The sequence below is a fragment of the Streptomyces mirabilis genome, from assembly GCF_039503195.1.
GTDB lineage: Bacteria > Actinomycetota > Actinomycetes > Streptomycetales > Streptomycetaceae > Streptomyces > Streptomyces mirabilis_D.
This window is the reverse complement of sequence record NZ_JBCJKP010000001.1, coordinates 561,094-573,205: the sequence shown is the minus strand read 5'-3', so window position 1 is coordinate 573,205 and position 12,112 is coordinate 561,094. Positions and strand designations below refer to the sequence as shown.

Sequence of the window (12,112 nt, the reverse complement as noted above, 5' to 3'; positions counted from 1 at the left end):
TTTCCGCGATCCCGTCCTGCGCCCCGACATCGTCCGGATGTTGGCTCCGGCAAATGATCCGGTGTGCAGAACCTAGTCGTCCGAGCCGGCAGCCGATGGCGGTACCTCGACGACGAAGAACAGGAAGCAGGTCTTGGTCGAAAGGTCATCGAAGTCGTCGGGGAACAGTTCACGGGCGGCCGGGTCGGGCTGCGGCTCGCTGATGACGGAGAGGCGGAAACCAGCGGTGGTGAGGCATCGGTCATCGCGTGCAGCGGCTTGCGCCAGAACCTCATCGGGACGGACTGCCCGTTGAACGTCCAATCGAAGGTATAGCCGGTGGTCGCAAAGTAGTCGGGCCGAGGATCGTGGATCGTGTAGGCCACGAAAGGGTGGTCCACCGACGCGATCAGCCGGCCGCCGGGCCTGAGCATGCTGAGGTCGCGGATCGTCCTGGAGAGTGCGGACGGGCAGGCGATTGCGGAGGTCGCACGCCGGCTGGGCATCACCGCGGACACCGTTCGTGTCTGGCGCGGGCGCTTCCTGGAGTGTCGGCAGGCCGGCCTTCTCCCGGGCCTCGCGCTGTGCGAGCGCCGCTCGGACGCCCATCTCCACCACTTCGGGCCATACGGCTTCCGGCTTGTGGACGATGTCGTCGCGTCCAGGTGTTCCGGCCTGATGGTGTCGACCAGGCCGGGGCAGTCCGGGCAGTACACGCGGAATCCGTTGGCTCCGAGGAAGGGCGTCATCCAGCGCCGGCCGGCGGATCCCGAGGAGACCCCGATGTCGCCGTGCAGGAGGATGACCGCGGGTCTCTCCCCGCCGACGGGTGACTCGGATATCTGTCGTACGTATCGCCTGGGACTCGAGTGGAAGGAGGCGCGCACGGCGGACAGCTGTCTGACGGCCCCGCAGCCGCTGATGCTGCCCACGATCTTCTCGCAGAGCAAGCGTTGGTCCGCCGACGAACAACCCCGCGATGGTCGTCACCGCCTGGAAGCGTCTGGTCCACAACCGGTCGCCGGATCAGGGATCCCTCGGCTGCACCGTCGCAGACGCGGACTCCTGGCTGATGTAGGCGGTTGGACGCTCGTAGCGGTCGTGCTCGCGGTGCCCGCTGTTCCGGCGCCGCGACGTATGAACCCGCGGCATGCGCTCATTCAGGGGTGGGGCCGGGTGGTGTCCAGGCTTCTGCGGCTGCTCGTGCGGTGGGGTGGGTGGGGAAGACCTGGTCCAGCCCGACGATGTGGAGCATTCGGTTGACGCGGTCGGGGACCGCCGCCAGGGCGATGTCCGCCCGGGCGGCGAGGGCGTGATTGCGGGCGGCGATCAGGACGGTGATGCCGCTGGAGTCGCAGAAGGTGATGCCGGTCAGGTCGATGACGAGCTGCTGGCCTGCCTGGAGTTTCAGGCGGGGCAGGAGCGTACGTACGTCGGGGGCGCTGTCGTTGTCGAGTGCTCCGGACAGTTCGACGACGGGTCCGGCGGGGGTGGCGCGCGTGCGGACGGTCAGCTGGGTCACGGCTGCTCTTCACTGGTGGGCCGGGGCACGCTGATGGCGAGCACGGCGGTGTCGTCGTCCACTCCGGTGCCGAGTGTGTCGAGCAGGTCACGGACCGCGGCCACGGCGTCGGAGGCGGTCGTCGGTGCCAGGACTTGGGCGAAGTCGAGGAGAGCGTCGTCACCGTAGCGGTCGCCGTCCGTGATCTGGGCGGTGTGTGCTTCGGTGAGGCCGTCCGTGTGGAGCAGCAGGGTGTCGCCGAGGTCAAGGCGGACGGTGGTGGTGGCGATGTGGGCGTCGGGCAGGGCGCCGATGAGCTGCCCGCCGGGGGTGGGGAGGTAGTCGGCACTGCCGTCGGCCCGCATGAGCAGGGCAGGGGGGTGGCCGCCGCTGGCCAGGGTGACACGGAAGCCGCCTCGGTCTGCGTCGGGGACGAGCAGTCCGAAGACGACCGTGCAGAACCGCGGGTCCTGGCCGTTGTATTCGTGGTTGAGAACCGTGTTGAGGTTGCTCAGGACGGCGACCGGATCGGGGTCGTAGACGGCGGCGGCACGCAGGGTGTAGCGGGCCAGGGAGGTGACGGCCGCTGCGGCCGCGCCCTTGCCGCACACGTCGCCCAGGAACAGTCCCCAGGTTCCCGAGGCGAGAGGGAACAGGTCGTAGAAATCGCCGCCGACCTTGTCGGTCGAGGCGATGTGGTAGTGCGCGGCCACATCCAAGCCGGGCACATTCACCAGGGTCGGAGGCAGGAGGGTCCGCTGCAGGGTGGCGTTGAGGCGCTTGAGTTCCTCGCGTTCGCGTTCTGCTTCCTGCCGCGCGCGCAGCAGCTCGGTCTCGTAGGCGCGGCGGTCGCGGGCGTCGAAGACGGTGGTACGGATCAGCAGTGGCTGCCCGTCGCTGCCGGTCTTGACCGTGGAGGTCACCAGTACCGGCAGACGGCCGCCGTCGGCCGTCTTGAGTTCCAGAGCGATTCCGCTGACCTCCCCCTGCATGCGCAGCAGCGGAGCGAAGTGCGTCTCGTGGTAGAGCCGGCCTCCCACGGTGAGCAGGTCGGAGAAGGTCTTGCGGCCCACCAGGTCGCCACGTTGGTAGCCCAGCCAGTCGAGCAGCGTCGTGTTGATCTTCGCGATCGTGCCGTCCAGCAGGGTGGAGAGGTAGCCGCACGGCGCACGCTCGTACAGGTCCTCCGCGCTGTCTTCCAGCAGCGCGGAGAACGCCGCGTGGTCGTCGCGGCTCTCGCTGCCCCCGCCCTCACTGGCCTTGCGCATCATCGGCCCGCACCCGCGAAGGCGATGATCGCGGCAGCCGTCTCCTCCGGGGCGGCGAGCTGGGGGCAGTGCCCGGTCGCGTTCAACGTGACCAGGCGGCTGCCGGGGATCCGTGACTGCACGAAGGTTCCGACCTCCGGGGGCGCGATCGCGTCGCTGGAGCACTGCGCGACCAAGGTGGGCACGGTGACCTTGGCGAGGTCGTCGCGGTTGTCGGACAGGAAGGTCACCCGGGCAAACGTCCGGGCGATGTCCGGATCGGTTCGGCAGAAGCTGTTGGTGAGCTCCTCACTCAGTTCCGGACGCTCGGGATTACCCATGATCACCGGAGCCATGGCGCCTGACCAGCCCAGATAGTTCGCATCCAGCGATTCCAGAAGCTCATCGATGTCCTCGGCACTGAACCCACCCCGGTAGCCGGCGGCCGGATCGTCGATGAAACACGGCGACGGGGCGAGCAGGATCAGACCGGCGAAGGCCTCCGGCTCCCGCGCCGCAGCCAGAACGCCCATCATCGCGCTCACCGAGTGCCCCACAAAGATCACCGGCCCGAGCGACAGCTCATGGCAGATCTCCAGCACGTCATCGGCGTATCCCTCCATCGACGAATAACGCTCCATGTTCCACGCCGAAAGATCGGAACGCCCCGCTCCCACGTGGTCGAAGAGCACTACGGTGAAGTCGCGCTCCAGAAGCGGTACCACCAGGCGCCACATGTTCTGGTCGCACCCGAACCCGTGCGCCAGCATCAGTACGGGGCGACCGGACTGGCCGGTCACCGTCACATGATTCCTGCTCCGCACAGTCATACGCCCATCCTCGCAGACGGTTCTACGGCCCCCTCCCGGGACCGAGTGGCTTCAGTGGTGACCGGGCGCCCGGTCGGGGCGCCGATGGCGCGCACGCCGTGGCGCCAGTTGCCCGATTCGATGCCGATTTCGGCCAGCGCGTCACGGTGTGGCTCGGGGGTGCTCGGCCGCCAACCCATCCGTACGGGCGGTGAGTCGCACCGTCACCTTTGACCCGGAGCGGGCAGGGGACCGTGCTCCCGGTCAGCCTTCGCGGCTCGGAAGAATCTCCTTGACCTTGGCGATCGCGAAGCCCCACCCCTGTGCCACCGTCGGCTTGCCCGGCACGGCCACCTCCTCGGGGTTGGTCAGCACATCCAGCAGGACCGGTCCAGGGGTGTCGAGGGCCCGGCGCACGCTGTCGTGGAGGTCGGCCGGGTCGGTGACGCGGATGCCGGTGAGGCCGAGCGCGGCCGCGACCGCGGCGAAGTCGGGGTTGTCGAGTTCCGTGCCGAATTCAGGCAGGCCGGCCTGCTCCTGTTCGAGTTTGACCATCCCCAGCCGGCGGTTGTCGAAGACCACGAGCTTCACCGGCAGTTGGTACGTCTTGACCGTCATGAGGTCGCCGAGCAGCATGCTCAGCCCGCCGTCGCCGCAGAAGGCGACGGTCTGGCGATCGGGCGCCCAGAGCTGGGCCCCGAGGGCCTGGGGCATGGCATTGGCCATCGAGCCGAGGTTGTACGAGCCGATCAGGCGCCGGCTGCCGCGCATGGTCACGAAGCGCGACAGCCAGACGGTGGCCATTCCGGTGTCGGACGTGAAGACGGCGTCCTCGGCGGCGTAGGCGTCCACCGCGGCGGCCAGTGCCTCGGGGCGGATCTCATGGTCACGGTTGTCCAGAGCGGCCCTCAGCTTCCCGGTCCAGCGGCGCTCGTGACGCGGGTCGGCCAGGCGCCGCTGTCCTTCCTGCCAGTGGGCGAACCGTTCCCGCGCGTCGTCCAGGTGGCCGTGGTCGGGGACCGCCTTCAGCAGCGGGAGCAAGGCTCGTAGTGTCGCGCCCACATCGCCCGTCAGACCCACGTCCACGGGAACCCGGCGGCCCAAGTGTTCCTCACGGGTGTCGATCTGGACGACCTTGCACCCCTTCGGGTACCAGTCCCGGTACGGGAAGTCGGTACCCAGCATCAGGAGCACGTCGCCGCTGTCGAGCGCGTGGGAAGCGGCGGGGTTGCCTATCAGACCGGTCTGCCCCACCTGGAAGTCGTTCTCCCCCTCGAACCCCTCCTTCGCCTTGAGCGTGAGCACCATCGGCGCGGCGAGCACTTCGGCGGTCCGCAGGACCTCGGCGCGGGCGGCGCGCGCTCCGCGGCCGACGAGCAGCGTGACGCGGTCGGCGCCGTTCAGGAGTTCGGCGGCCTCCGCGAGCGCCGGGTCGTCCGGGCGGGTGACGGGGCGGGTGAGGGCGAAGCGGGCGGGCCGGTCGTCGCTCAGCTCCTGGTCGCCCAGGTCCCCGGGCACGGTGAGCACCGCCACTCCGCCTTGGCTGACAGCCGTACGTACGGCCGACTCCAGCATCCGCGGCATCTGGTCGGGGGAGGAGACCGTGGCACGGTAGACGGCCACGTCACGGAAGAGCAGGTCGTTGTCGACTTCCTGGAAGTAGTCGCTTCCCACCTCGGCGAGGGGAACCTGACCGCAGATCGCGAGAACGGGGGTACGGCTCTTGGCCGCGTCGTAGAGCCCGTTGAGAAGGTGTACGGAGCCGGGTCCCACCGTTCCCATGCACACTCCGAGAGTTCCCGAGAGCTGGGACTGCGCTCCGGCGGCGAAGGCCGCGGCTTCTTCGTGCCGGCAGCCGACCCAGTTCAGGTCGTCAGTGGTGCGGATCGCGTCGGTCAGTGGATTCAAGGCGTCTCCGACCACTCCGAAGACATGCTGGACGCCCAGGTCCTTGAGTGCGTCGACGATCACGCTGGCGACGGTTCGTGCCACGGGAGTGCCCTTCGGTCCGGTGCGGCCCTCGGAATGAGGGCCGGGTTCAGTGGGTGAAGCGGTCCGGGTCTGCTGCCTTCCAGTCGGCTGCCCAGCTGGAGGGCGCCGATGCGAGCAGTTGTCCGAGGGTGAGCCAGTCGTGGAGTTCCGCGTAGGAGCGGACGGTGTGCGGGTTCACCCGCTGGAGCAGCATGTGGGGGCGCAGCCCGCGCGGGTCGTCGACGCCCATCGAGGCCATGATCTGGAGAGCGCTCTTGACCGTTGCCTGCTGATAGCGCCGTACGCGCTGGGACTTGTCGGGAACATCAACGGCGCGGGCGCGTCGTTCGTCCTGGGTGGCGACCCCTACGGGGCAGGCGTTGGTGTGGCAGCGCTGGGCCTGGATGCATCCGATCGCGAACATCATGGCGCGGGCGGAGTTGGTGTAGTCGGCTCCCTGGAGCAGGCGCTTGACCAGGTCGCCGCCGGTGGCGACCTTGCCGCTTGCACCGATCCGGATCCGGTCGCGCAATCCGACGCCCACGAGGGCGTTGTGTACGGTCATCAGTCCCTCACCCAGCGGCAGGCCGACATTGTCCGCGAACTCGAGCGGCGCCGCGCCCGTGCCGCCCTCCGCGCCGTCGACGATGATGAAGTCCGGTGTGCTGCCCTCCTCCAGCATCGCCTTGCACACGGCGAGGAACTCACGGCGCGAGCCGACGCAGAGCTTGAACCCGACGGGCTTGCCGTCGGCCAGTTCGCGCATCCGGGCCAGGAAGCGCACCAGCTCGCGCGGTGTGGAGTAGACGCGGTGGAAGGGCGGCGAGATGACGGTCTCCCCTTGTGGAACCCCACGCACCGCGGCGATCTCCGCGTTCACCTTGGCACCCGGCAGGACTCCTCCGATGCCGGGTTTGGCGCCCTGGCTGATCTTCAACGACACGCACTTGACCTGCTGGTGCGCCGCCTTCTCGGCGAACTGCCGCTCGTCGAAGTCCCCGTCGTCGGTCCGGCAGCCGAAGTATCCGGTGCCGATCTCCCAGACGAGATCCCCGCCGGGGCGCAGGTGGTACTCCGACAGACCGCCCTCACCTGTGTCGTGGGCGAAACTGCCCAGCTGCGCACCGGTGTTGAGGGCCAGTACGGCATTGGCCGACAGCGAGCCGAAGCTCATCGCCGAGACGTTGAGCAGGGCCATGTCGTACGGCCGGGTGCACTCGGGCCCGCCGATTCGGACACGCGGCGCCTCGGCGCGCACCGATCGGGGGGCCATGGACGGGGTGAGGAACTCGCTGCCCGTCCGGTACAGGTCGAGTTCGGTGCCGAACGGTTCCTCGGCGTCGGTGCCCTTGGCACGCTCGTAGACGATGCTGCGGGTGTCACGGTCGAAGGGGCGGCCGTCGAAGTTGCGCTCGATGAAGTACTGCTGGAGCTCCGGCCGCAGCGCCTCCAGCGCGAATCGGAGATGCCCGAGCAGCGGGTAGTTCCGCAGGACGGAATGCCGACGCTGCACGAGATCGTGGACGGCCACGAGCGCGAGCACGAGCAAAGGGGAGGCCGCGGCCCACCACCAGGGTGACACCAGGACGGCGGTGACCGAGCCTGCCACCGCCAGCGAGCCGAGCAGGACGACCAGAAGTATCTTCAGCACATCGTGCGTGTGTCCCGAAGTCCGGCGGTCAATCCTCGTGCGCATCCCTCCGGCGCTACCGGTGTCCCAGCAGGTAGAGAGGGCGCTGAAGCCCGAGGAGTCCGGAAGGTCGCCCCGCGCCGTCGGGACGGCGGTCACCGCTCCTGTTGGCGGTGACGTCACCCCCTCGACGACAGACTGGGCGCGAAGGTCGGCGGCCCGGCGGTTGCCGGAAGGGTCCTGAGGGTCGACGCCGGTGGGGGCGGATGCGTCTCTGGTTCCGCTGGGGTGCCGGGAGCGGCCCTTGGGGTCGGTGTCGTGCATGCCCTTCTCGTCACTGCCGGCTTCGCTCCGTTCCTCTCCGCGATCGCTCGTGCTCTTCACGGGCCTACCGTGCGGGTCCCCGGCCTCTTCTTTGGAGACCTGGCGCCCGGGGCCCTTGTCGGGAGTGTGCTGGTCGGGATGGAACAAGCGGTGGCTTCCGTTTGTGCAGGTTCGTGGCCGCAGTGGGTACTCGGTTCCCCTGGGCGGCACGGGCCGTCCGGGAAAGCCGATGCGGAGGGATACCTGTGGACGGGATTGTGCTGCTCAAGGAAGACCACAAGACGGTGGAGAAGCTGTTCAAACAGTTCGAGAAGGCCGGCGACGGCGCTCATGCCGAGAAGCGGAAGATCGCCGACCAGGTGATCGAAGAACTCACCACCCATACCTGGATCGAGGAGAAGATCTTCTACCCGGCCGCCCGCGAGGCGGACCCCGACACCAAGGACGACGTCCTGGAAAGCGTCGAGGAACACCACGTCGTGCTGTGGATGCTCTCCGAGCTCAAGGACCTCGACCCGGCCGACGAGCGGTTCGACGCCAAGATGACCGTCCTCATGGAGAACGTCCGCCACCACGTCGAGGAAGAGGAGAAGGAATGGTTCCCCGATGTCCGCAAGGCCATGGGCCGCAACCGACTCACCGAACTCGGCGAACAGATGGAAGCGGCCAAGAAGACGGCCCCCGGTGAACCCCTCGCCGTTCCCAGCGCCGACCAGTAGACCGCCCAGGGCGGGTGCGCCTGCCACCCGACGGAACCCCTCGCCGACCTGCCTCCGCCCCGTCACTGGGCGCTCCACACGTTCCGATACGGCAGGAGGTTTTGTCGTATGGCTGTTCGTCATCATCTGATACGTCGTCCCCCGCATGCGGTGTGGGCAGTACTTGCCGACCCGGCCCGGTACGGGGAGTGGGTGGTGGGACCCTCCGAGTCCACGCCCCTCGACCAGGCCTGGCCCGAAGTGGGTTCCCGGATCCGCTACACGGTGCGGCTGGGTCCCTGGTCGGCGGACGGGGTCACGACCGTCCGCCACGGCGAAACGGGCAGGGAGCTGGAACTGGAGGCTTCATTCAAGGCGCTGGGCACTGCGCGGATCTTCCTCCAGCTCCGGCCGTGGGGCGAGGAGACCCTCGTCGTCTGCGACGAGCACCCGTTGCGAGGTCCGGGCGGCGCTCTCCACAACGCCGCGACCGAAGCGCTGCTGCAACTGCGGCACCGGGGCATGCTCGCCCGCCTGGCCAGGGTCGTCGAACAGCAGCACGAGGAGACCCGCCCTACCTGACGCGTCGCCGCCTCAAGGTGCTGTCGGCTGCGAACGGGAGCGTAGCGGCTCGGACCGGGCGGCCGCGCCCTCGGTGCCCCGCCGCACGGCGAGGCTCCGGTCCTCGCCGCTCGCTTCGGCGTTCGTTTCTTGCTGAGCACGGCCGCCGGGTGTTGTCCGCGTGTGCCCGACGCTGCGAGTCGGCTCTCACGCAGGGCTGAGCCCCAGGGGAGTGTCGGCCCGGATCAGGGATTGGGTTCGGATGTCGCCTCGGGTCCTGGAGTGTCCGTTTGGCTAGGTCTGGCGGGCTTTCGATGGCTGGTGTCGCACCACGGGTAGGTCCGGCTGCGGCGGCAGGTGCACAGGGCTACGCAGAATCGGTCGGACGACACGACGGTGCCGTCGTCCAGGGTGACTTCGACCGGGCCTTCCATGAGCAGAGGTCCTGTCCGCTGAGCGGTGATGCGTCGGCGTCGTTCAGAGGAGTCGTTCGGCACGGATGATCACCAGCTCTTCCTTGCCGTCATTGTCTTCCAGCAGGCCACGGCTGCGCAGCCAGCTGCTTCGGGAGCGAAGAACGGGCCCGACCGCGATGTAGCGGTGTTCCACGACGTCCGCGTTCAGGCCGGCCGCCCGCAACAGTCTCAGCGTCTCTTCCGCGCCGCTCAGGGCGGACTGGACGAGAAGCAGAACTCCGCCGGGCCGCAGGAACGCGGGTGCGTCCCGGCATATGCGGTCCAGCAGAAGACGGCCGTCATAGCCCGCGTCCCAGGACCGGGCCGCGCCGCGACGCGGGCAGTCGGCGTCCGGTGAGGGTACGTACGGCGGGTTGGACAGGACGAGATCGAAAGATCGGCCTGACACCGGAGCCAGCAGGTTGCCGCGCATCACACGCAGCGGAAGTCGCGCCAACGCCGCGTTGACCTTGGCGTTGAGAACCGCCCGCCAGGAGATGTCGACGGCTGTGACCTTCGCGCCCAGCCGTGCGGCGGCCAAAGCGACAGCTCCTGTACCTGTGCCGATGTCGAGGACATGAGCGTGCGGGGGGAGGGGTTCCTGACGCAGGGATTGCACGAGCAGATCGGTGTCGTGTTGTGGGGCGTAGACGCCAGGAAGAGCAAGGGGAGTCATGGGGGTTTCATCTCCGGTTCTCGGGGGGTGAGGAGAACCTGTTCGGGCCGGGCTCGCTGGTCAGACGGGCGTACGCAGCGATGACTCGCCTGCCCGCCACGCGCCGAGGAGTCGTTCGGCAAGGCGGTCCTCGACGTAGTTGGTGGCGTCCACGCCGAACGCGACGTCGCCGTCCAGGTGGGGTTCTTCCTCGAGGAGGCCCGCGACGACTTCCCGGCGTACGACCTGCTCATGTACGGCGTCGGCCTCGACGTGCTCGTCGTAGAAGTGCTCGGCGGCCGGTCCCGCGCCGGTGCGCCGCATGGCCTGGGCGAGCCGCCGTGAACCGGGCGACGAGGTGATCTCGACGGTGGCGAAGTGACCTACCAGTGCGCCTCTGAGGGCGCGGTGCAGTCCGAAGAGGGACATCAGGTTCACGACGGTGAGTGCCTCGGCGCCGGCAGAGTCGAGATAGCGCCCGTAGGCGGTGTCCAGGCCGAGGTCGGCCATGAGGTCGGCGAACAGCCGCGCGTGCACCCGATCCGCCCGGCCGCCGCCGAACTCGTCGAACTCCACGGCTGCCATTCCGGCCTTCGCCCGGCCCCACAGGCGAGGCAGCACCCAGGCGTGCGGGTCGGCCTCCTTGAGGTGGTACAGCGACCGCTGTGCGGCGTATTCGCGTAGCTGCCACAGTTCGCCGTCGTCCTGGAGGTAGTGGGTGACGCCGATGCCGTCCACGGGCTCGACGAGCAGGTCGTCCAGCGCCTCGGCGGCGCGTTCATGCCGTGTCGCCTGGTGGCGCAAGGCCTTGAGGAAGGGGCGCTCCAGGGCTGCTCGGGCCTTGAGGAGGTCGGGGTCCCATTCACGGGCGGCGTCCACGCCGGCGAAACCCCGGTAGTGCAGCTCGTAACAGAGATACAGGCCGAGCTGCCAGTCCTCGCTGAAGGGGGATGCGTCTGCGATCGTCCCGTCGTCGGGAGGTGGCCCTGTACTTCTCAAGTACTCGGCGATCGCCGTCGAAATTCTGCCGCGGCTCGGCGGCAGTGGCGGTTCCTTCGACCAGAAATTCATGTGTACGGAGTACCCGTGATCGAGAACGTCTCACATGGCCGGTCTTCTTCGCCGCTGGGCCGAGGGCACTCGCTCTCCTGCTGGAAGTGGAGCAGGTGCCCGTGGGCGCCGGCGCAGGCGGTCCGCGTTGCGGGGGTTCAGTCGGGGGGCGGCAGCAGTGTGCCCAGCGGCCCGAGGTCGAGGTTGAGGTCCTCCATGGTCAGTCCGTACTGGGTGCACAGGTCGCTCATGCGGTCGTGGAGGAGCATGAGGGTCGCTCCCAGGCGTTCTTCCTGTTCGTCGGTGAGGTCTCCTTGGTCGACGCGGTGCAGGGCCTGTCGTTCCATGAGCTGGCGCAGCAGTTCCACGAGAGTGAGGACGAGCTTCATGAGGTCCCGTTCGACGGTGTCGCGGTCGGAGCTGATCCGCCGAGCGGGGGAACGTGAGCCCTTGCCGGCCGGCGGGTCCAGGTCGCGTGGGGCGGCGGGCAGCAGCCGGAAGGCGCGTGCGGCGGCGTCCGCGACCTCGTCGGCGCGGCTCGGCGGCCGTCTGTCTCCCTCAGCTGTCATGGTCGCCGCCTCGCGGCGGATTCGTCCTCGTCCATGGCGAGGGGTTCTGCTCACTGATGGAAACGATCAGGGCACGCAGGGAGACGCGTACCAGATCGATGTCCGCGATGGACAGCACCACGTCACCGGTGAGGACGACCCCTCCGCTCAGAAGTCGGTCCAACAGATCGATGAGAGCGACCTGCCGCTGAGGCAGACGCTCCGCCTCGGGCGCACGGCCAGGCGTGATCACGGGGGTGCTCCCTCTGCAGCACCGCCGGATTCATCGAATGGCATGGCGAAGGAGTACGGAGCCCAGGGGCCGGTGGCCTCGACCCGCACCCCGTCCAGCCCGTCAGCGGCATGCGTCACGTCGGCCAGGAAGTCGTCGCAACGCTTCAGGGGCACAAGGTAGGCGTCATTCACGACGTTCTCGCCGACGGCGCCGCCCGCGTCGGCGAGAAGACCCTGCTGTACGCGATGCCGGACACGGTCGGAGGCGTGCTTGCGGCCCGCGGTCTCCACCCGCTCGGCGGCCTGTTGTGCCGCTTGGTACACGGTGTCGCGAAGACTTTGCTGTTGCCGGCGGTTGCGCAGGTAGGCGCGTCCGGGGGCAGGTCTGCTGTGGGAACAGCTGGGGCCGCGGGCGCCGCGGACGGCTCGACATAGATTTTGACCCCCCAT

General features: G+C 68.7%; 14 protein-coding genes and 1 pseudogene. 3 read left to right on the top strand and 12 right to left on the bottom strand.

The genetic code is table 11. From position 1 onward, the window contains the following. Positions 1–72: 72 nt before the first annotated feature. Positions 73–413, bottom strand: a pseudogene (locus AAFF41_RS03165) (SAM-dependent methyltransferase); the annotation flags it as partial. Between AAFF41_RS03165 and AAFF41_RS03160 the strand changes: the two are divergent. After that, the gene (locus tag AAFF41_RS03160) at positions 412–1,242 is read left to right on the top strand and encodes a helix-turn-helix domain-containing protein (RefSeq protein WP_343323413.1); all 831 of its coding nucleotides are present in this window, start codon (positions 412–414) and stop codon (positions 1,240–1,242) included. The pseudogene AAFF41_RS03165 and the gene AAFF41_RS03160 sit on opposite strands and share 2 nt — an antisense overlap. Here AAFF41_RS03160 and AAFF41_RS03155 read toward each other — a convergent pair. The 5 genes from AAFF41_RS03155 to AAFF41_RS03135 form a co-directional block, all read right to left on the bottom strand. After that, positions 1,136–1,501: an STAS domain-containing protein gene (locus AAFF41_RS03155; RefSeq protein WP_319752932.1), complete on the bottom strand. Its 366-nt coding sequence runs from the start codon at positions 1,499–1,501 to the stop codon at positions 1,136–1,138. The genes AAFF41_RS03160 and AAFF41_RS03155 overlap by 107 nt on opposite strands. Further along, positions 1,498–2,751: a SpoIIE family protein phosphatase gene (locus tag AAFF41_RS03150; protein ID WP_343323412.1), complete on the bottom strand. Its 1,254-nt coding sequence runs from the start codon at positions 2,749–2,751 to the stop codon at positions 1,498–1,500. The genes AAFF41_RS03155 and AAFF41_RS03150 overlap by 4 nt, the downstream gene beginning before the upstream one ends. Beyond that, positions 2,748–3,557: an alpha/beta fold hydrolase gene (locus tag AAFF41_RS03145; RefSeq protein ID WP_343323411.1), complete on the bottom strand. Its 810-nt coding sequence runs from the start codon at positions 3,555–3,557 to the stop codon at positions 2,748–2,750. The genes AAFF41_RS03150 and AAFF41_RS03145 overlap by 4 nt, the downstream gene beginning before the upstream one ends. Before the next feature lie 243 nt (positions 3,558–3,800). Next, entirely contained in the window at positions 3,801–5,528 is a 1,728-nt protein-coding gene (locus AAFF41_RS03140) for a thiamine pyrophosphate-dependent enzyme (RefSeq protein ID WP_319752929.1), read from the bottom strand. A 46-nt stretch (positions 5,529–5,574) separates the two neighbouring features. After that, complete coding sequence (locus tag AAFF41_RS03135) at positions 5,575–7,203, bottom strand: FMN-binding glutamate synthase family protein (RefSeq protein WP_425526229.1); 1,629 nt, start codon at positions 7,201–7,203, stop codon at positions 5,575–5,577. A 503-nt stretch (positions 7,204–7,706) separates the two neighbouring features. Here AAFF41_RS03135 and AAFF41_RS03130 point away from each other — a divergent pair. Both AAFF41_RS03130 and AAFF41_RS03125 read left to right on the top strand, forming a co-directional pair. After that, entirely contained in the window at positions 7,707–8,180 is a 474-nt protein-coding gene (locus AAFF41_RS03130) for a hemerythrin domain-containing protein (RefSeq protein WP_060895560.1), read from the top strand. Positions 8,181–8,288: 108 nt separating this feature from the next. Beyond that, entirely contained in the window at positions 8,289–8,741 is a 453-nt protein-coding gene (locus AAFF41_RS03125; RefSeq protein WP_319752927.1) for an SRPBCC family protein, read from the top strand. A 224-nt stretch (positions 8,742–8,965) separates the two neighbouring features. Here the strand turns inward: AAFF41_RS03125 and AAFF41_RS03120 are convergent, their stop codons facing one another. The 6 genes from AAFF41_RS03120 to AAFF41_RS03095 form a co-directional block, all read right to left on the bottom strand. After that, positions 8,966–9,217, bottom strand: a complete 252-nt coding sequence (locus AAFF41_RS03120) for a CDGSH iron-sulfur domain-containing protein (RefSeq protein WP_319752926.1) — start codon at positions 9,215–9,217, stop codon at positions 8,966–8,968. Beyond that, complete coding sequence (locus tag AAFF41_RS03115; protein ID WP_319752925.1) at positions 9,198–9,851, bottom strand: HemK2/MTQ2 family protein methyltransferase; 654 nt, start codon at positions 9,849–9,851, stop codon at positions 9,198–9,200. Before AAFF41_RS03115 ends, AAFF41_RS03120 begins: the two co-directional genes overlap by 20 nt. A gap of 60 nt (positions 9,852–9,911) precedes the next feature. Beyond that, the gene (locus AAFF41_RS03110) at positions 9,912–10,901 is read right to left on the bottom strand and encodes an iron-containing redox enzyme family protein (protein WP_319752924.1); all 990 of its coding nucleotides are present in this window, start codon (positions 10,899–10,901) and stop codon (positions 9,912–9,914) included. A 137-nt stretch (positions 10,902–11,038) separates the two neighbouring features. Next, the gene (locus AAFF41_RS03105) at positions 11,039–11,449 is read right to left on the bottom strand and encodes a gas vesicle protein K (protein ID WP_319752923.1); all 411 of its coding nucleotides are present in this window, start codon (positions 11,447–11,449) and stop codon (positions 11,039–11,041) included. Further along, entirely contained in the window at positions 11,439–11,678 is a 240-nt protein-coding gene (locus tag AAFF41_RS03100; protein ID WP_097288621.1) for a gas vesicle protein, read from the bottom strand. Before AAFF41_RS03100 ends, AAFF41_RS03105 begins: the two co-directional genes overlap by 11 nt. Further along, positions 11,678–12,112 (bottom strand): GvpL/GvpF family gas vesicle protein, encoded by a 435-nt coding sequence (locus AAFF41_RS03095; protein ID WP_343326240.1) that lies wholly within the window; start codon positions 12,110–12,112, stop codon positions 11,678–11,680. Before AAFF41_RS03095 ends, AAFF41_RS03100 begins: the two co-directional genes overlap by 1 nt.

What these genes read in the sequence shown, in the direction of transcription:
- AAFF41_RS03160 (WP_343323413.1), top strand. Translation starts at nt 412, where the DNA reads ATGCTGAGGTCGCGGATCGTCCTGGAGAGTGCGGACGGGCAGGCGATT.
- AAFF41_RS03150 (WP_343323412.1), bottom strand. Translation starts at nt 2,751, where the DNA reads ATGATGCGCAAGGCCAGTGAGGGCGGGGGCAGCGAGAGCCGCGACGAC.
- AAFF41_RS03145 (WP_343323411.1), bottom strand. Translation starts at nt 3,557, where the DNA reads ATGACTGTGCGGAGCAGGAATCATGTGACGGTGACCGGCCAGTCCGGT.
- AAFF41_RS03135 (WP_425526229.1), bottom strand. Translation starts at nt 7,203, where the DNA reads ATGCGCACGAGGATTGACCGCCGGACTTCGGGACACACGCACGATGTG.
- AAFF41_RS03125 (WP_319752927.1), top strand. Translation starts at nt 8,289, where the DNA reads ATGGCTGTTCGTCATCATCTGATACGTCGTCCCCCGCATGCGGTGTGG.
- AAFF41_RS03115 (WP_319752925.1), bottom strand. Translation starts at nt 9,851, where the DNA reads ATGACTCCCCTTGCTCTTCCTGGCGTCTACGCCCCACAACACGACACC.
- AAFF41_RS03110 (WP_319752924.1), bottom strand. Translation starts at nt 10,901, where the DNA reads ATGAATTTCTGGTCGAAGGAACCGCCACTGCCGCCGAGCCGCGGCAGA.
- AAFF41_RS03105 (WP_319752923.1), bottom strand. Translation starts at nt 11,449, where the DNA reads ATGACAGCTGAGGGAGACAGACGGCCGCCGAGCCGCGCCGACGAGGTC.
- AAFF41_RS03095 (WP_343326240.1), bottom strand. Translation starts at nt 12,112, where the DNA reads ATGGGGGGTCAAAATCTATGTCGAGCCGTCCGCGGCGCCCGCGGCCCC.